Here is a 16,410-nt window from a genome sequence, read left to right as displayed (position 1 = left end):
GGAGGCGCTCAGGGCTGGCCACGCCGCGCGGCCCGACGGGCCTGGGCCTGTGCGCGCAGGCGGGCGTCGGCCTCCTCGGGTGTCGGCGCGGTCCCGCCGAGGTGTGCGGGCAGCCACCACCGGTCGCGCTCGTCGCGAGGCTGCTGGGGGTAGGTGGCCTGTTCCCGCGCCAACAGGTCACGGATGCGTCGCATCAGCTCGGCCGTGGCGCGGGCCGGTGCCGCGTCGGCGGGCGGGTGCCAGGGCTCGCCGTACCGGACGCTGACGCAGATGCCACTGCGCAGCCGCGTGGGCTGCCACTTCGTGAGCAGTCGTTGGCTGCCCCACACCGCGACGGGCACGATCGGGGCGCCGGTCGTCTGCGCGAGCCGGACGGTGCCGGTGCGTCCCCGACGTGGCACGAACGACGGGCTGATGGTGCCCTCGGGATGGACGCCGACGACGTCGCCGCGGGCCAACGCCGCCTCGGCGTGCACGAAGGCGGTGGTGGGGTCGCCGTGGGTGTCGACCGGGATCTGCCGCATGGCCCGCATGGCCGTGCCGACCACCCGACGGTCGAAGATGTCGTGTCGGGCCAGGAAACGCACGCGACGTCGGGGGCGAGGTGGCGCCAGGGCCACGAAGCAGAAGTCGAGGTAGCCGATGTGGTTGCTGGCGAGGATGGCCGGCCCCGTCGACGGGACCTGGTCGTGGTCGACGGTCCGGATGTCGAGGCGCAGGGCACGCCAGGCGCCGCGGAAGCCGGCAGCGATGCCTTCGTAGGGGTCCATGCGCCTGCTCTCGTCGCTCGGACGGCGTGCACGGCGCCGGTTCCGTCGTGGTGTGTCGTGTGTCGCGGTCGCGCCGGCACCACGACGCGCCGGCGCATCCTGCCGCGCCGGCGCGTCGAAACCAACGTCAGGTGCTCAGCCGCCGCGGGTGCGCTCGGCGGTCTCGATGCCTTCGATGGCGGCGCGGAGGTCACCGTCCTCGCGGATGCGCTGCAGGGGGCCGGGCCGGTCCTCGGCCGTCTCGACCTCGTCCATGGCCGGCAGGACGGCGGCGTCGACCTCGCCGAACCAGGCGATGCGAGGCTCCTCGCCGTCGTCGATCTCCCCGACCTCGACCAGGTCACCGGCGCGGCGGACGACGAAGTCCCCCGGCTGGGTCTGGTCGGACACCGCCACCGCGTGCTCGTCGCCGTCCAGCATCCACAGGTTCTGCGCCATGCGGTCCTCCGTCTCGCTCGTGGGCCCGTTGTGGGCGGACGACCACGATGACGGCGTGGCAGCCGAGAACCGCAGGTACGTCCCGGCCGGCGTGTCACCATCGCCGCCGGCCACCCCGCCCGCGCGGTCCGCTCGACCCGCCCACCGGTCGGGTGCCCACCCGGCCGAACCCCGTTGCGGAGCACCGCGGTCCCTCCGGCGTCGCGACGACTCAGCCGAGCAGCAGCGGCGTCACCGTGTTCCGAACGACGGTCGGGACCGGCGCCGGGCGGCCCGAGCTCTGCTCGACGTAGACGTGGGTGAAGCGCCCGAGTGCGACCGCCTCGTCGCGTCCGTCGGCGAAGACGGCCAACCGGTAGGTGATGCTCGTGTCGCCCAGACGCTCGACCCCGAGCCCGATCTCGAGGTGTTGCGGGAAGGACACCGGATGCAGGTACCGGCACCCCGTCTCCACCACCAGTCCGACCGCCGCGAGCTCCCGGGTGTCGACACCGGCGTGGTCGAGCAGGTAGCCGTTGACCGTGGTGTCGAACCAGGCGTAGTAGACGACGTTGTTGACGTGCCCGTAGTGGTCGTTGTCCTGCCAACGGGTCGGCATCGGTCGCCGGTGCGGGAACCGATCACGGGTGGGCACGGGAAGGTCTCGCAGGGCAGTCACGACGGCTCCTCGCAGGCGGCCGCGCCAGGCTAGGCCACGGGCCCTTGCGGTCCTCGGGTGGCTCAACGGGCAGGGTCGGGCGGGGCGCCGGGCCGGCGCGGCCGAGTACCAACACGTCGCAGGCGCGCACGACGAGACGAGGTGGGCGCCGTGTCGTCGACCGCGGAGGTACTGCCGGTGACCTACTCGATCGTGGCCCGTGATCCCCGCACGGGGCAGATGGGCGTCGCGACGCAGACCCAGGCGCTGGCGGTCGGAGCCAGCGTGCCGTGGGCGTTGCCCGGTTACGGCGTGATCGCGACCCAGTCGATGGGCGAGCCGATGTACGGCGAGCTCGGGCTCGACATGCTGCGCGGCGGGCTCACCGCACCCGAGGTCCTCGCCGCGCTGCGCAGCATCGACTCGCACCCCGAGCGGCGACAGGTGGCGATGGTCGACGCCGAGGGCGGCATCGACGTGTGGACCGGGGAGGACTGCGTCTCCTCGGCCGGGCACGTGTTCGGGGAGAGCAGCGTGGCGCTGGCGAACATGGTCGCCTCACCGACGGTCTGGGAGTCGATGATCGAGGCGTACGAGGCAGCGGGTGGGCCCCTCGCGCGTCGGCTGATGAAGGCGTTGCACGCCGCCGAGGACGCCGGTGGGGACTTCCGCGGGCGGCGTTCGGCGGCCGTGCTGGTCGTGCGCGCCGAACGGACCGGTCGTCCCTGGCGCGACCAGGTCAACAACCTGCGCGTCGACGACCACGAGGACCCGCTCGGCGAACTGGACCGGCTGCTGGACCAGAGCGCCCGCTACCACCGCGTCGTGAGCGCGTTCGAGCGGGCCCTCGACGGCGAGGCGGAACAGGCCGTCGTCGACCTCGACCGCATGCGCGAGGAGGACCCGCACTCGGAGCCGGACCTGTTGTTGTGGCGGGCCATCGTCCTGGCACTCGCCGGTCGCGAGGACGACGCCCGCGCCATCTTCGCGGAGCTGGCGGAGTGTGCGCCGCCGTTCGTCGAGGCCGCGCGCCGCTTCGGTCCGGCCGGCCTGGTGCCCGACCGCCACCTGCTCGAGCGCCTGCTCCCCACCCGTACCTGAGCCCGGCCCTCTCGAGGTTCGGCTCGGCTCGGCCGGGTCCCGACGCCACGTCGAGACGTGGCGGTCGGGGGACACCACCGGCATGGTGTGGCGTCCCGGCGGTGCGTTGCGTGGACCCGATCGGAATCGAACCGACGACATCTGCCTTGCAAAGGCAGCGCTCTGCCAACTGAGCTACGGGCCCGGGGAGCGCGCAGGGTAGCGGTCAGCGCGGGTCGGGCGGACGCGGCGGGACGACGCCCGCGAGGCGGGCACGCACGCGGGTGCCGGCCGGACCGCCGGTCACCTCGAGGGCGTCGACCAGGCGATCCACCAGGGCGAGCCCGCGGCCACGCGTCGCGGTCGGCGCCGGCATGCGCCGCGGGGACCCGCCACGGACGTGCGGCGCGGTACCGCCGCCGTCGTCGGCGACCTCGACCAGCAGGTCGCGCGCCACCGGTGTCAGCGCGAGCCGGATCGTCGGGCCGCCGTGCTCGACGGCGTTGGCCACCAGTTCCGACACCACGAGCACGACGTCCTCGCTGCGCTGGACGCCGGCCTGCGTCAGCCAGGTACGTACCAGGTTCCGCACGCGTGGCACCTCGAACGGCCGTCCGTCGAGGTCGACGACCAGTGCTGCCGGCGGGACGCCGTCGTCCGACACGTCGCTCACCGGCCCGGTTCAGGCACGGTCCGGCCGCGTGCGTGCCACCCAGTCGGCGAACCCCGGGACCGTGAACGCCAACCGACCCCGTGCCGGGGCCCAGCACAACCCGCGCTCGACCAGTTCGCGACGCGCGGGCGAGAGCGCCTGGTGGGTGAGGTCGAGAACCTCGGTCAGGTCACCCATCTCCGCGTCGCCGCCCTGCTCGGCGAGCGCGACGGTGAGCAGCGCGCCCCGCCCGGTGGGCACCCGACGCCAGCGGTCGGCGAAGAACGCCTGCACCCGCTCGTGCACCTCGACGCCGGCGACCCGGGCGTCGACGAGATCGACCCGGGAGGCGTCGCGCGCCGAGTCCCACAACGCGGCGCCCCACAACTGCACGAACCACGGATAGCCGCCGGACTCGTCGTGGACGTGGTCGAGTACGTGCTCGTCGACGAGCACGTCGGCCTCCCGCTCGAAGGGGCGTCGGATGGCCTCCACGGTGCCGGCACGGTCGAGCAGGCCGAGTTCGAGCCGCTCGAGCCGCTCGGTGTAGGTCTGCCCCTCGTCGAACAGCGTCTCGGCCGCGGACGGCAGTCCCGACAGCAGCACCCCCAGCGGTCGGTCCTCCTGCGACGCGAGGTGGGCGGCCCGCAGCAGCGGCTTGAGCAGCGTCTGCTCGGCCTCCTGCACCTCGTCGACGGTGAGCAGAATCCCTTGTCCGAGCTGTGCGGCCAGGAAACCGAGGTCGGCGATCAGCCGCTCCACCGTCGCGGCCGACGTGCCGGTCTTCGCCGCCTCGACCTGGCCGTTGCGGCCGAGGCGCAGGCTGCCGCAACGTCGCAGGACGGCCTCGTCGGCCCGTTCGACCAGCGGGGCGGCGCCACGTCGCAGCGTCTCGCGGGCGGCGACGAGATCCGTGTCGCCCCGGTCCGCCTCCAGTGCGAGGGTCAGCACCCCCCGACGCTCGGCCTGCTGGCGCACGTAGGCGAGCAGTGCGGTCTTGCCGACCCCGCGAACGCCGCGGTAGAGCACCAGCTGCGGTGCTGCGGGACGCGAGAGGCGGTCGACCACCACCTTCGCCCGTCGCAGCGCCGGTTCGCGGCCGCCGAAGTCGGGGGGCACACGCCCCATCCCCGGCCGGAAGGGATTCGCGGCAGGATCGAGCGCTCCGCCCTCGGTGACGTCCTCGAACGGGTTGGGCATCGCGGACCTCGGATCCTCGGTTCGACGGCGCGAACCGTGCGAGTGCTTGCGAGTGGAGTATAGGAAAGCTAGCGCATTCGTCCCGGAAACCGCGGGAAGGACGGTTGGGCCCGAGGGGACGGCGGGAGGATCGCACGACCTCGCCGGTGCGGTCGGTCGGTCCTGGCAGCGCCGGATCGCCGGACCGCGTGGCAGGCTGCCGCCGCTCCCACGCACGAGAGGACGGCCGATCGGCGCACCACGGACGCCACCACGGGGTGTGGTGGCCGCCGGACACGAGCAGACCGTGGCTGCCGCGGCACGCGTGCTCGAGGCGGGCGGCAACGCCTTCGACGCCGCCGTCGCCGCCGGCTTCGCGGCAGCCGTCGTCGAGCCGTGTCTGAGCAGCCTCGGCGGCGGCGGGTTCCTGCTCGCCCGCACCGCGGCGGGTGACGAGACGCTGTTCGATTTCTTCGTCGACACCCCGGGCCGCGGTGTCCCCGACGAGGTCGAGCCGCGACTCGACGCGGTGACCCTGCGGTTCGGTGCCGCCGACCAGGTGTTCCACGTCGGGCACGGCTCGGTCGCCGTACCCGGCTGTCTGCCGGGCTACCTGCACGTCCAGCGCCGCCTCGGACGGTTGCCGCTGGCCGAGGTCGTCGAGCCCGCCCGCCGCCTGGCGGCCGACGGCGTGGTGCTCGGCCCCCACCAGGCCGCGGTGGTGCACCTGCTCGAACCGATCCTCGGCCGCTCCGCCGAGGGCCGGGAGCGGTTCCTGCCGGGCGGCCGACGCCTGGCCGTGGACGCCGCGGTCCGCAACCGGCCGCTGGCCGACTTCCTCGCCGCGGTCGCCGACGCCACGGTGGCGGGGTTCGACGACCCCGGGATCGCCGGCGCGATCGCGCGGGACATGGCCGCGAACGGCGGGCTGCTCAGCGTCGACGACCTCGCGGCCTACCGGGTGGTCGAACGCGAGCCGTTGCGGGTGGACTATCGCGACGCGACGTTGATCACCAATCCGGGCCCGTCGCTCGGCGGGCGACTCCTCGCCCGCGGCCTGCAGCAGTTGGCGGCGCGCGTACCGGCCGCGTTCGGCAGCGGCGAGCGGCTGCGACAGCTCGTCGACGCCTTCGACGAGGTCTGGCGTCACCACACCGGCTCGGGTGACGCGGGCACGGACGCGGGCGACGATCCGGACGCCGACGCCGTGCTGCAGAGCCGGCGCGGGACCACCCATGTCAGCGTCTGCGACGACGCGGGCAACCTGGCGTCGATGACCACCTCCAACGGCAGCTGCAGCGGGGTGATCCTCGGCGACACCGGGGTCATGGCGAACAACATCATGGGCGAGTCCGACCTCAACCCGGCGCTGCGTCCGGGCGCGACGGCGCGTCGGTTGCGCCACGACGCGGGTCGTCGCGTCGGCTCGATGATGGCGCCCTCGGTCCTGCTGCGTCAGGGTGCGGCACCGGTCGTGCTCGGTAGCGGCGGTTCCGAGCGGATCCGCACGGCCATGACGCAGGTCGTCGTCGCGCTCGTGGACCACGGCATGGACGTCGCGGCGGCGGTCCGGGCGCCGCGCGTCCACTTCGACGGCGCCACCGTGCAGGTCGAGCCGGGCTTCGCCCCCGACGCCGTCGCCGCCCTCGCGCGCGAGCGTCGCGTCAACCTCTGGGACGTCACGGACCTGTACTTCGGCGGCACCAACGTCGTGACTCCCGACGGCGCCGCCGCCGGCGACCCGCGACGCGGCGGAGCGGCCGCCGTCGTCGAGGGGGAACGGAATGCGCCCTGACGTTCCGTTCGCCGTCCCGGTCGGGGTAGCCTCGGCGCCGGAGCGGCGGGTCGTCGGGCGCGACCCACGACAGGGAGGCGCGGCATGCGTGAGGCAGTGATCGTCGAAGCGGTACGCACCCCGGTCGGGCGTGGCAAGCCCGGTGGGGCCCTGTCCGGCTGGCACCCGGTCGACCTGCTGGCCCACACGCTGCAGGGGCTGGTCGAGCGGGCGGGGATCGACGCCGGCGAGATCGACGACGTCATCGCGGGCTGCGTCTCGCAGGCCGGTGCGCAAGCCTTCAACGTCGCGCGCAACGCCGTGCTGGCCGCCGGGTTCCCGGAGTCGGTGCCCGCCACCACCATCGACCGCCAGTGCGGCTCGTCGCAGCAGGCGCTGCACTTCGCCGCCCAGGGCGTGATCGCCGGCAGCTACGACGTCGCGGTCGCCTGCGGGGTCGAGCTCATGTCGCGCGTGCCGATGTTCTCCTCCACGATGGGGCAGGACCCGTTCGGTACCCGCATCCTCGCGCGCTATCCCGACGGCCTGGTCAACCAGGGCATCTCCGCGGAGCTGATCGCGGCCAAGTGGGGGCTCGACCGCGGGCAGCTCGACGCCTTCAGTGCACGGTCGCACCAGCGCGCCGCCGCCGCGACCGCCGACGGACGCTTCGCGGCCGAGCTGCTGCCCACGCCCGTCGACCGCGGTGACGGGTCGACCGGCGAGACGATGCGCGCCGACGAGGGCATCCGTCCCGATTCGACCCCCGAGACCCTGGCCGGACTGCGCCCCGCCTTCGAGGACGAGGCACTCGCGCAGCGCTTCCCGCAGATCCAGTGGGTGGTCACCGCCGGTGGCGCGTCGCAGATCTCCGACGGTGCCGCCGCCGTCCTGGTGATGGAACGGTCGAAGGCCGAGGCGCTCGGGCTGCGCCCGCGGGCCCGCGTGCACACCATGGCGGTCGCCGGTGACGACCCGATCTTCATGCTCACCGGCGTCATCCCCGCCACCGCGCAGGTGTTGCGTCGCGCCGGTCTGGACATCGGTGACATCGACGCCTTCGAGGTCAACGAGGCGTTCGCCCCGGTGGTGCTCGCCTGGGCCCAGGAGACCGGTGCCGAGCTCGACAAGGTCAACGTCAACGGGGGCGCAATCGCCAACGGCCACCCGCTCGGGGCGTCCGGGGCGAAGCTGACCACCACCCTGCTGCACGTGCTCGAGCAGACCGGTGGGCGCTACGGGTTGCAGACCATGTGCGAGGGCGGGGGCATGGCCAACGCCACCGTCCTGGAGCGACTGGGCTGATGTCCGCCTCCGACGTGCCAGTGCCCGACCACCCCGGGAACGGTGCCGGGATCCCCGGTGCCGACGTCGACGTGCCCGCGGACGACGTCGGCGGCGTCGAGGTGCCCAACACCGAGGCGCTCGACGCCATCTGGCGCGGGGACGAGTACGCCGGCCACCTCGGTGCGGAGGTCGAGGCCTGGGGCGGTGGCTGGTCGCGGATCGGGCTCACCGTCACCGACCGGCACCGCAACTTCGCCGGACTGCTGCACGGCGGGGTCGGCTTCGGTCTCGGCGACGTCGCGTTCGCGGTCGCCTCCAACTCCTGGGGACGGCTGGCGGTCGCGTTGTCGGTCGACGTGCAGTTCCTGGCCAGTGCCGCGCCGGGTGCGCGCCTGGTGGCGACGGGACGCGAACGGCACCGCACCAAGCGCACCGGCGCCTATCTCATCGAGGTGACCGACGACGGGGCGCTGGTCGCGAGCCTGCACGCGCTCGTGCACCGCACCGACCGGTGGCACCTGGGCGAGGACGCCTGGAGCGGCGACTGGCGTGCCACGCACTGACCGACGTCGGGCACACTGGGGTCCGTCGTCCCTGCCGCCGAGGTGGCCACCGTGGTGCTGCTGCTGATCCCCGCCGCCGGTCTGGCGGTCGCCGTCGGCGTGCTGTTCGGTTGGCGGTGGGTCCTCGCCCCGCTGCTGGGCTGGGCGATGCTGACCTGGCTGCTCGCGTCGCTGCGTGTGCTCGGGCGCGACGCGAAGGCACCCGGGATGCCCGACGAGGACGAGCTCGAGGTCGCCCCCGTCGGCTCCGGCGAGCGCACCCTGTTCTGGTGCGAGGAGTGCGGCACCGAGGTCCTGCTGCTCGTGCGCGGGACCTCCCGCGCGCCCAGCCACTGCGGCCAGCGCATGCACGAGCGCACCGAGATCCTCAACTGAGTCGAGGTGTGCCGGCGGTCGTTCAGCTCCCGCCGTCGGCGATGCGCTCCGCGCGCTCGCTCACGGTCCTGAACTCCCCACGGCCGGGACGATCGGGCACGAAGCCGTCCGTGCGCGAGAACCCCCAACCGTTGAGGCGCACGCCGACGCGGCTGTAGCGGCGCTGGAGCGTGCCGGCACAGTCCGGACAGGGGCCGGGCGTGGCGGCCCGGGCGTGTGGCAGCAGCCGCTCGGTCCGCTGTCCACAGTCCTGGCACGCGTACTCGTACACCGGCATCGGCCCGCTCCTCGTCCAGCCTCGCCGTTCTGCGGTTCCCCGCCGGCGGCGGCACCGACCGTAGCGGCCCGGACGCCCCCCGGTTGTCCACGGGTCTGTGGACAGACCCTGTGGAGGAATGGGGATGCCGGGGCGAACTTATCCACAGTATGTGGACCTGAGGACAGGGGGAAACTGGGGATATCCCCCGGTTCTGGCCCGTGACCTGGGGAAACGTCCCCGGGAAACGCCCAGGAGCGGGCCGGACCCTCCCGTGGACGGACCCGGGTGGTCAGCGCCAGCGAGTGAGGAAGACGAAGCCCGCCAGCAGCGACACGAAGCCCAGGACCAGGCCCCAGTTGCCTCCGAACGGCGGCACGCTGGCCAGCCAGTCCTGGATGCCGGGCAGGTACGCCAGCAGGATGATCGCGACGCCCAGGACGAGCAGACCGACACCGACCGCAGGTACCCACGGTGCCGAGGGCGTGGGGTTCTTCTCCGGAGGTGCCGTCTGGTACGCCCGCGGGCGGTTCTGTCCCTTGCGGCGGTGCTTGGACTGCGGCATCGACGGCCTCGGCTGGTGCTGCGGCGACGGCGGGGAGTGCGACGGCGCGCCCGGTCGCTGAGGAACCGGCATCGCGCTGCCGAACCAGACTACCGGTCGAGGCCGTTACCCTCGACTCGGCGTCGTCGACCGAGACGGGGTCGCCGCCCGGAAGGGGTCGCCGAGGTGACACGTGTGCTGCGAGGGGTCGGCTGGACCCTGATCACGACCGGCGCGGTCGTGCTGCTCTACGTCGTCTACCTGCTGTGGTTCACGGACCTGTCGACGAACTCGGCGCAACGCGACCTGGCGCAGCGGTGGGAGGCCGGGCTCGGCGTGGAGGAGCCGCTGGTCGACGGCGACTGGGGTGCCGCGGCGTCGGCGACCGCGGGCGACCCCGGAGCGGGTGACGGCGCGATCGACGGCGCGATCGACGGCGCGATCGACGGCACGGACGAAGGCACGGACGAAGGCACGGCCGAGGACGGACCGGGCGCCGAGGTGTCCGTCGGGACCGGCGAGGCGGTCGCCGCGCTGTGGTTCGAGCGCGACGGCCGGCGCATCGTCGGCGACGAGGTCCTCTACGTCGTCGACGGTGTCACCCCCGATCACCTGCGGCGGGGGCCGGGGCACTATCCCGGCTCGGCCGCACCCGGCGACGACGGCAATCTCGCCATCGCCGGACACCGCACGACCTACGGGCGGCCCTTCTGGGCGCTCGACGAGTTGCGCGAGGGCGACACGATCCACGTGGTCGACCGCGCCGGCGACGAGTGGGTGTACGCGTATCGTTCGCAGCGCGTGGTCACCCCCGCTGACGTCTGGGTGGTCCAGGACGATCCGCTGGACACGGGCCTTCCGACGATCACGCTGACCACCTGTCATCCCCGCTTCAGCGCCGCCCAGCGCCTGATCGCGTTCGGCGAGCTCGTCGGCCCGCCGGCGAGCGCCTGATGGGCGGGCAGGAGGCGCGGGTGCCGCGGTGGCTTCGCCGGCTGCTGCTGGCGGTGCTGATCGCCGTGGTGGTCGTGGTGCTGTTCACGACCGTGTTCCCGTGGGTCGAGCGCCAGCTCGAGGACCCGACCCTCGGGGCGGTGGGTCAACTGCTGCGCGTGCCGAGGTAGCCGGCCAGGTCACGCAACGCCTCGCCGACCTCCCGTGGGAGCGACAGGGTGTCGAGCACCGCCAGGGCCGTGTCCACCTCCTCGGCGACGTAGGCCTCGGCCGCATCGCGTGCCCCGCAGTCGACGAGCAGTTCGCGCGCGAGCGCGGCCTGTCCGGCGTCGAGTTCGGGAGCTCCCAGGGTCGCCTCGAGTCGCTTCCAGTCGGCTGGTGCCAGCCGCTCGGCCGCCTCGGCGATCAGCAGGGTGCGCTTGCCCTCGGCCAGGTCGCCCCAGGTGGACTTCCCCGTCTCGTCCTCCTCACCGAACATCCCGAGCAGGTCGTCACGGACCTGGAACGCCCGTCCGAGGGGGTCGCCGAACCGGCCCAGGCCCGCCACCAGCTCGGGGTCCCCGCCGGCCAGCAGGGCGCCGACCTCCAGCGGCCTGGCGACGGAGTACCACCCGGACTTCATCGCGGCGATGCGCTCGCTCAGTGCCCGGTCGGTGGTCCGGCTGGTCGCGGCCCACAGGTCGAGGTACTGACCGGCCATGACCTCCTCGCGCAGGCGCGTGAAGTGGGACAGCCCCGACAGCAACCGGACCGGGGAGACCGCGGCGGTGAGGAACAGCTCGTCGGCGAACACGAAGGCGAGGTCACCGAGCAGGATCGCGACCGCCTCGCCGTAGGCCGCCGCGTCCCCGTCCCAGCCCGCCTCGCGGTGACCGGCCTCGAACACCCGGTGGACGCTCGGGGCGCCGCGCCGGGTGTCGGCCCGATCGATCACGTCGTCGTGCGCGAGCGCGAAGGTGTGCAGCAGCTCGAGGGCGAGCGCAGGCCCCATGACGTCGTCGGGATCCCCGTCGGCGGCGGCGTGGCCGAGCAGCAGCAGGACCGGACGGATCCGCTTGCCGCCCGCGACGAAGGCGCACAGCTGGTCCGCCACCGGCGACAACGCCGGGTGGTGGCCGGCCAATCGTGGCAACCGGCGGTCGAGCGCCACCTCCAGCGCACGATCCACCTCGTCGCGCAGGCGGGACAGCGCAGAGGGGGCGACGGTCACGGAGGTCCTCACGGCGGGCAGGGCGACACGCTATCCGAGGGCCACCGGCCGCCGGGGCGTTCGGTGTCCCCGCCACGGCTACACTCGGGAGCTTGCCCGTCAGTTCCCTTGCCCGTCGACGTCGGAGGAGTGCCGGTGGCCGGACCGCCGGACCCGGCGTCGCTCGAGCGTCCCTGGCTCGCGTCGTACCCGCCGGGCGTGCCGCCGACCTACCGGCTGCCGGAGGTCGCGCTCCCGCGGCTGCTCGAGGACGCCGCACGGGACTTCCCCGGGACGCCGGCGTTGGTCGCCGACGGCGCGAGTGTCGACCACGCCGGGCTGCTCGCCCGCGTCGAGGACGTCGCCCGCCGGTTGGCGTCGCTCGGCATCGGTCGGGGCGAGCGCGTCCTGGTCGGCCTGCGCAACACCGCCGCGGCCCCCGTGGTGCTCCTGGCGTCGTGGCGGGTGGGCGCGACGGTCGTTCCCGTCGCTGCCGACCTGCCCGCCGAGCGACTGCGTGCCATCGCGGTCGAGGCCACGGTCGGTGCCGTCGTCGGGACGCCGCGGGTCCTGCACGAGCTGCGCCAGCACGTCGCCCTGCCGCCGCTGGCCGTGTCCGTGTCCGGGAACGAGTGGCCGGCCCGTCGGCGTCGGCTGCGTCTGCCGCGGCGCGCCCCCCGTCGCGACGGCAGTGACCACGTGGTGCTCGCCGACCTGCTCGCCGAGGAGGCCGATGGCCCGCTGCCCGCGGGTCCGGCCGCCGACGACGTCGCCGCCCTGGTGTTCCGCGCCCGTGGCGACGAACTGCTCGGCGTCGAGCTCAGCCACCGCAACCTGGTCGCCAACGCCTTCCAGGCCCGGCTGTGGGTGCCTGACGTGCAGGCCGGTCGGGAACGGGTGCTGGTCGCCGACCCGCTCGGCGAGGTGCTGCCGCTGACGCTGGGCGTGCTGGCGGGTCTGCTCTCGGCGGGCACGCTGATCCTGCTCGACCGCCCGTCCCCGGACGAGCTCGCCCGGACGATCGAGCGGGAGCGCCCGACCCTGTTTCCCACCGTGCCGGCCCGTCTGGCGGCGATGCTGGCCGATCGCGACGCGGCCCGGCGGGACCTGACCTCCCTGCGCGTGTGCGTGGCCGGCGGCGCGCCACTCGACCCGGGCCTGGCCGCCGAGGTGGAGCGCCGCACCGGCGGGGCACGGGTCCGGGAGGGCTACGGGCTGGTCGAGGCCGCCCCACTCACCCACGCCCAGCCCGTGTACGGACGCGCCGGCTTCGGCACGATCGGCCTGCCCGTTCCCGACACCGTCGCGGTGGTCGTCGACCCCGACGACCTCGGTCGGGTGCTGCCCCCCGACACCCCCGGGATGCTGCTGGTGCACGGGCCCCAGGTCGCGCGCGGCTACCTCGACCGCGACGAGCTCACCGCGCGCACGTTCGTGGACGGCTGGCTGGTCACCGGCGACCTCGCCACGGTGGACGCCGACGGGGTGTTCACCCACGTGGGCCGTATCGACGAGGTCGTCAAGCGCGACGGTCGCTTCGTCTCGCCCCGCCACGTCGAGTCCGCGCTGCTGCAGCATCCGGCCGTCGAGACGGCCGGGGTGGTGTCCTCCGGCGAGCTGCTGCTGGGAGCGGTCGTGACCCGCCGGCGCGCACGGGCCGACGGGGACACCCTGCTCGCGCACTGCCGGAATCTTCTCGACGCGCCCGCCGTTCCCGACCGTGTGACGGTCGTCAACCGGCTCCCACGGACGGCGGCCGGCGATCTCGACCGCGAGCGACTCCGCCGTGAGCTGGCAGGAAGGTGAGCGACGTGTCCGACCACCACGATGCGCCTCCGCGCGTGCTGATCGTCGACAACTACGACTCGTTCACCTACAACCTGGCGCAGGAGCTCGGCGAGCTGGGCGCTGCGGTGGAGGTGGTCCGCAACGACGCCTTCACGCTGGACGAGCTCGACGCCGAGCTGCCCGACGGTGTGGTGATCTCCCCGGGTCCGGGCGATCCGACCGACGCGGGCCTGTCCAACGACGTGATCCGCCTCGTGGCCGGTCGGCGCCCGCTGCTGGGCGTGTGCCTGGGCCATCAGTGCATCGGCGAGGTCTACGGGGGTCGCGTCGTACGGGCACCGGTGCTGGTGCACGGCAAGACGAGTCCGATCTACCACCGGCGCGAGGGCGTGCTCGCGGACCTGCCGGTGCCCTTCGACGCCACCCGCTACCACTCGTTGGTCGTCGAGCGGGCGTCGCTGCCCTCGACCCTGAAGGTCACGGCCGAGACCTCCGACGGGCTGGTCATGGCCATGCGTCACCGGGAGGTCGACGTCGAGGGTGTCCAGTTCCATCCCGAGTCGGTGCTCACCAGCGCGGGGATGCAGCTGCTGGGAACCTTCGTGACGCGCTGCCGGACGGCGACGCGCGACACCACCCCGGTCTGAGCCGGGGACGCCGCGCGGTCCCGCCGCCGGCCCGTCGCGTCAGTCCTGCAGTGCGTCGATGGCCTCGTCGATGGTGGCCACCCCGATCACGTCGAGACCGTCCGGTGCGGTGGTGAGGGCGTCCTCGAGTTGCGAGGCGGGTACCAGCACCACGTCCGCACCGTGGGCCGCGGCCGCCAGCATCTTCTCCGGCACACCGCCGACCGGCCCGACCCGACCGTCCGCGTCGACCGTCCCGGTGCCCAGCACGGCCCGACCGCGCAGCAGGTCCTCGTCGGTGAGCAGGTCGTAGACGGTCACCGCGACCATCATCCCGGCGCTGGGCCCACCGATGCGGGTGGTGCCGGCCAGGCCCACCTCGAACGGCAGCTCGAGGTCGTAGACGGCCGTCTCCAACGAGATGCCCAGGCCGGGATGCTCCACCCCGGGCAGCTCCCCGAGCGTCACGGTGGTGCGGATCGTCTCCTCGCCACGACGGATGGTCAGCGGCAGGGCCTCGCCGATGCTGCCCGCGCGGGTCCGCGCCTGCACCTCCTCGGCGGCCACGACCGGCTCGTCGTCCACCTCGAGCAGCACGTCGCGGGGCTGGAGCACCCCGTCGGCCGGGCTACCGGGCAGGACGTTCACGATCACCGGTTCGGACAGGATCGTGGTCTCGACGCCCGCCGCCTGCGCGCCCACGACGGCGGCGATCTCGAACTGCCGGCCGAAGACCTCGCGCTCGTGGGCGTAGAACGCGTCCCGGTCGACGTCGGGCGGGAAGATCTGCGACAGCGGCAGCAGGCGCCGCTGGTCGGAGACGAGCGCCCGCAGGGCCGGCAGGGCGGGTTGCTGGCGCAGGACCACGGTCAACAGCGCCGTCTCGCCGTCGAGCGCGGTCGTCTCGGCGCCCTCGATCTCGATCAGCGGCTCGATCGAGGTGGGCGTGCCCGGCAGGTACTCGACGTAGGGCAGCGGCACGAGCACCGCCGCCCACAGCACCACGGCCACGGTGGCGAGGTAGAACGTCCGCCGCCACAGCGAGCGCCGCGGCCGGTCGTCGTCGGGTGGACCGGACGCGGCGAGCGGTTCGGTGCCGTCGGGGGTGGAGACGTCGGAGGAGGTCACGACGCGGCCCTCGTCGTCGCCGTCGCCGTCCGACCGGTGCGGCGCAGGGCGGTCAGGGCACGGGCCACCTCGCGCTCGGTGACCACGGCCAGGTCCGCACCACCGTCGTGGACCCGGACCGCGTCCGACGACCCGGAGAACGCCGCGATCAGCTCGCGCACGTCGTCGTCGAGTCCGACGCGGGGCAGGTGGTCGACGTGCTGGAGCAGGTCGCGGGCCGAGCGGGCGGCGCGGTCGGTGGGGTGCAGGTCGTCGAGTTCGCGGACGGCGACGACCCCGGCGAGCGCGCCGTCGTCGCCGACGACCGGGACGAGCGAGCGTCCGTCGGCCGCCTCCTGCGGGTCGAACACGTCGAGCGGCTGGTCCAGGGCGACCGCGCGCGGCAGGGCGCCGATCAGGTCCCGGGCGCGACGACCCTCGAGCAGCGCGTCGATGGCGCTCTGTCGCAGCTCGGCGCGTGCCGCCGACCACAGGAACAGACCGACGGCGAGCCACAACAGGCCGCCGAACAGCCCGTCGAGGCCGGCGACCTGCACGGCGCGCACGCCCAGCAGCACCAGGCCCGCCGCGAGCACCTGGCCGCAGCGCGCCGCGATGCGCAGCGCCCGACGGCGGTCGTCGAGCAGCCACCACAGCCCGGCCCGCAACACGCGGCCGCCGTCCAGCGGAGCACCTGGTACGAGGTTGAACACGGCCAGCACGATGTTGACCCAGGCGAGCAGCCCGGCGACCTCGCTGACCGGTGCCGCGGTGCCGGCGGGCAGGGTCCACGTCGCGAACGTCGACACCAGTCCGAACAGCGCCCCGCACACCAGACTGATCCACGGCCCGACCGCGGCGACGACGAACTCGTCGCGCGGCGAGTCGGAGGTCGCGTGCATCTCGGTGACGCCGCCGAACAGGAACAACGTGATGCGCTGCACGTCGAGGCCGCGATGACGGGCCTCGAGGGCGTGACCGAGCTCGTGGGCCAGGATGGAGGCGAAGAACAGCACGCAGCCGACGGCGGCCATGGTGAGCGCGGTCGGCCAGGCGTGCCCGAGCTGGAACCGGTCGGCGAAGAACCAGGCGACCAGGGCCGCGAACGGCAGCAGCGACACGTCGAGGCGCACGTCGACACCGCGGATGCGGGTCAGCCTCACGGCCCGGGAGAACATTCGTGGTCGCCTC

Annotated in this window: 19 protein-coding genes and 1 tRNA gene; 9 read left to right on the top strand and 11 right to left on the bottom strand. The window is 73.9% G+C overall.

What is annotated here, in order from left to right; translation table 11 throughout:
* Positions 1 to 8: 8 nt before the first annotated feature.
* From ELR47_RS01425 to ELR47_RS01415, 3 genes are all read right to left on the bottom strand, one after another.
* On the bottom strand, positions 9 to 770 hold the full coding sequence (locus tag ELR47_RS01425) for a lysophospholipid acyltransferase family protein (RefSeq protein ID WP_130648267.1): 762 nt from the start codon (positions 768 to 770) through the stop codon (positions 9 to 11).
* Positions 771 to 905: 135 nt separating this feature from the next.
* Positions 906 to 1,208 carry a hypothetical protein gene (locus ELR47_RS01420; protein ID WP_130648266.1) on the bottom strand — a complete coding sequence of 101 codons (303 nt, stop codon included), beginning with the start codon at positions 1,206 to 1,208 and terminating at the stop codon, positions 906 to 908.
* Positions 1,209 to 1,419: 211 nt separating this feature from the next.
* The gene (locus ELR47_RS01415; protein ID WP_165404189.1) at positions 1,420 to 1,806 is read right to left on the bottom strand and encodes an acyl-CoA thioesterase; all 387 of its coding nucleotides are present in this window, start codon (positions 1,804 to 1,806) and stop codon (positions 1,420 to 1,422) included.
* 210 nt (positions 1,807 to 2,016) lie between these two features.
* Here ELR47_RS01415 and ELR47_RS01410 point away from each other — a divergent pair, with 210 nt between their 5' ends.
* Positions 2,017 to 2,946, top strand: coding sequence for a DUF1028 domain-containing protein (locus ELR47_RS01410; protein WP_205745381.1), 930 nt, complete (start codon positions 2,017 to 2,019; stop codon positions 2,944 to 2,946).
* A gap of 111 nt (positions 2,947 to 3,057) precedes the next feature.
* On the opposite strand, the gene ELR47_RS01405 is transcribed toward ELR47_RS01410, so the two are convergent.
* From ELR47_RS01405 to ELR47_RS01395, 3 genes are all read right to left on the bottom strand, one after another.
* Positions 3,058 to 3,130: transfer RNA gene (locus tag ELR47_RS01405), tRNA-Ala, on the bottom strand.
* Between the two features lie 21 nt (positions 3,131 to 3,151).
* On the bottom strand, positions 3,152 to 3,598 hold the full coding sequence (locus ELR47_RS01400) for an ATP-binding protein (protein WP_130648265.1): 447 nt from the start codon (positions 3,596 to 3,598) through the stop codon (positions 3,152 to 3,154).
* Between the two features lie 9 nt (positions 3,599 to 3,607).
* Positions 3,608 to 4,777, bottom strand: a complete 1,170-nt coding sequence (locus ELR47_RS01395; RefSeq protein ID WP_130648264.1) for an ATP-binding protein — start codon at positions 4,775 to 4,777, stop codon at positions 3,608 to 3,610.
* A 286-nt stretch (positions 4,778 to 5,063) separates the two neighbouring features.
* On the opposite strand from ELR47_RS01395, the gene ELR47_RS01390 reads away from it, so the two are divergent.
* The 4 genes from ELR47_RS01390 (at position 5,064) to ELR47_RS01375 (ending at position 8,755) form a co-directional block, all read left to right on the top strand.
* Positions 5,064 to 6,551, top strand: coding sequence for a gamma-glutamyltransferase (locus ELR47_RS01390; RefSeq protein ID WP_130648263.1), 1,488 nt, complete (start codon positions 5,064 to 5,066; stop codon positions 6,549 to 6,551).
* Between the two features lie 84 nt (positions 6,552 to 6,635).
* Positions 6,636 to 7,835, top strand: a complete 1,200-nt coding sequence (locus tag ELR47_RS01385; protein ID WP_130648262.1) for a thiolase family protein — start codon at positions 6,636 to 6,638, stop codon at positions 7,833 to 7,835.
* On the top strand, positions 7,835 to 8,380 hold the full coding sequence (locus tag ELR47_RS01380; RefSeq protein WP_130648261.1) for a PaaI family thioesterase: 546 nt from the start codon (positions 7,835 to 7,837) through the stop codon (positions 8,378 to 8,380). Before ELR47_RS01385 ends, ELR47_RS01380 begins: the two co-directional genes overlap by 1 nt.
* A 51-nt stretch (positions 8,381 to 8,431) precedes the next feature.
* Positions 8,432 to 8,755 carry a hypothetical protein gene (locus ELR47_RS01375; protein WP_130648260.1) on the top strand — a complete coding sequence of 108 codons (324 nt, stop codon included), beginning with the start codon at positions 8,432 to 8,434 and terminating at the stop codon, positions 8,753 to 8,755.
* Positions 8,756 to 8,777: 22 nt separating this feature from the next.
* Here ELR47_RS01375 and ELR47_RS01370 read toward each other — a convergent pair whose 3' ends face one another.
* Positions 8,778 to 9,032: an FmdB family zinc ribbon protein gene (locus ELR47_RS01370; protein ID WP_130648259.1), complete on the bottom strand. Its 255-nt coding sequence runs from the start codon at positions 9,030 to 9,032 to the stop codon at positions 8,778 to 8,780.
* A gap of 271 nt (positions 9,033 to 9,303) precedes the next feature.
* The gene (locus ELR47_RS01365; RefSeq protein ID WP_165403776.1) at positions 9,304 to 9,576 is read right to left on the bottom strand and encodes a cell division protein CrgA; all 273 of its coding nucleotides are present in this window, start codon (positions 9,574 to 9,576) and stop codon (positions 9,304 to 9,306) included.
* 174 nt (positions 9,577 to 9,750) lie between these two features.
* Between ELR47_RS01365 and ELR47_RS18575 the strand changes: the two genes are divergently transcribed.
* A complete protein-coding gene (locus tag ELR47_RS18575; protein ID WP_188584342.1) occupies positions 9,751 to 10,509 on the top strand; it encodes a class E sortase in 759 nt (252 codons plus the stop codon).
* On the top strand, positions 10,509 to 10,679 hold the full coding sequence (locus ELR47_RS18085) for a hypothetical protein (RefSeq protein ID WP_165403775.1): 171 nt from the start codon (positions 10,509 to 10,511) through the stop codon (positions 10,677 to 10,679). The genes ELR47_RS18575 and ELR47_RS18085 overlap by 1 nt, the downstream gene beginning before the upstream one ends.
* On the opposite strand, the gene ELR47_RS01355 is transcribed toward ELR47_RS18085, so the two are convergent.
* Entirely contained in the window at positions 10,655 to 11,719 is a 1,065-nt protein-coding gene (locus tag ELR47_RS01355) for a polyprenyl synthetase family protein (RefSeq protein ID WP_165403774.1), read from the bottom strand. The genes ELR47_RS18085 and ELR47_RS01355 overlap by 25 nt on opposite strands.
* 135 nt (positions 11,720 to 11,854) lie before the next feature.
* On the opposite strand from ELR47_RS01355, the gene ELR47_RS01350 reads away from it, so the two are divergent.
* A complete protein-coding gene (locus tag ELR47_RS01350) occupies positions 11,855 to 13,504 on the top strand; it encodes an AMP-binding protein (protein WP_165403773.1) in 1,650 nt (549 codons plus the stop codon).
* Between the two features lie 5 nt (positions 13,505 to 13,509).
* Complete coding sequence (locus ELR47_RS01345) at positions 13,510 to 14,133, top strand: anthranilate synthase component II (RefSeq protein ID WP_165403772.1); 624 nt, start codon at positions 13,510 to 13,512, stop codon at positions 14,131 to 14,133.
* Between the two features lie 39 nt (positions 14,134 to 14,172).
* On the opposite strand, the gene ELR47_RS18080 is transcribed toward ELR47_RS01345, so the two are convergent.
* Together ELR47_RS18080 and ELR47_RS01335 are read right to left on the bottom strand one after the other, a co-directional pair.
* Positions 14,173 to 15,240 (bottom strand): S16 family serine protease, encoded by a 1,068-nt coding sequence (locus tag ELR47_RS18080; RefSeq protein WP_165403771.1) that lies wholly within the window; start codon positions 15,238 to 15,240, stop codon positions 14,173 to 14,175.
* Positions 15,237 to 16,397 carry a site-2 protease family protein gene (locus ELR47_RS01335; RefSeq protein ID WP_130648254.1) on the bottom strand — a complete coding sequence of 387 codons (1,161 nt, stop codon included), beginning with the start codon at positions 16,395 to 16,397 and terminating at the stop codon, positions 15,237 to 15,239. The genes ELR47_RS18080 and ELR47_RS01335 overlap by 4 nt, the downstream gene beginning before the upstream one ends.
* Positions 16,398 to 16,410: the final 13 nt, after the last annotated feature.

This window comes from Egicoccus halophilus, assembly GCF_004300825.1.
Lineage (GTDB): Bacteria > Actinomycetota > Nitriliruptoria > Nitriliruptorales > Nitriliruptoraceae > Egicoccus > Egicoccus halophilus.
This window is presented reverse-complemented; position numbering and strand designations above follow the sequence as displayed.

Coding starts and splice junctions, on each gene's coding strand:
- ELR47_RS01425 (WP_130648267.1), bottom strand. CDS start 770: ATGGACCCCTACGAAGGCATCGCTGCCGGCTTCCGCGGCGCCTGGCGT.
- ELR47_RS01420 (WP_130648266.1), bottom strand. CDS start 1,208: ATGGCGCAGAACCTGTGGATGCTGGACGGCGACGAGCACGCGGTGGCG.
- ELR47_RS01415 (WP_165404189.1), bottom strand. CDS start 1,806: ATGCCGACCCGTTGGCAGGACAACGACCACTACGGGCACGTCAACAAC.
- ELR47_RS01395 (WP_130648264.1), bottom strand. CDS start 4,777: ATGCCCAACCCGTTCGAGGACGTCACCGAGGGCGGAGCGCTCGATCCT.
- ELR47_RS01385 (WP_130648262.1), top strand. CDS start 6,636: ATGCGTGAGGCAGTGATCGTCGAAGCGGTACGCACCCCGGTCGGGCGT.
- ELR47_RS01380 (WP_130648261.1), top strand. CDS start 7,835: ATGTCCGCCTCCGACGTGCCAGTGCCCGACCACCCCGGGAACGGTGCC.
- ELR47_RS01370 (WP_130648259.1), bottom strand. CDS start 9,032: ATGCCGGTGTACGAGTACGCGTGCCAGGACTGTGGACAGCGGACCGAG.
- ELR47_RS01365 (WP_165403776.1), bottom strand. CDS start 9,576: ATGCCGCAGTCCAAGCACCGCCGCAAGGGACAGAACCGCCCGCGGGCG.
- ELR47_RS18085 (WP_165403775.1), top strand. CDS start 10,509: ATGGGCGGGCAGGAGGCGCGGGTGCCGCGGTGGCTTCGCCGGCTGCTG.
- ELR47_RS01335 (WP_130648254.1), bottom strand. CDS start 16,397: ATGTTCTCCCGGGCCGTGAGGCTGACCCGCATCCGCGGTGTCGACGTG.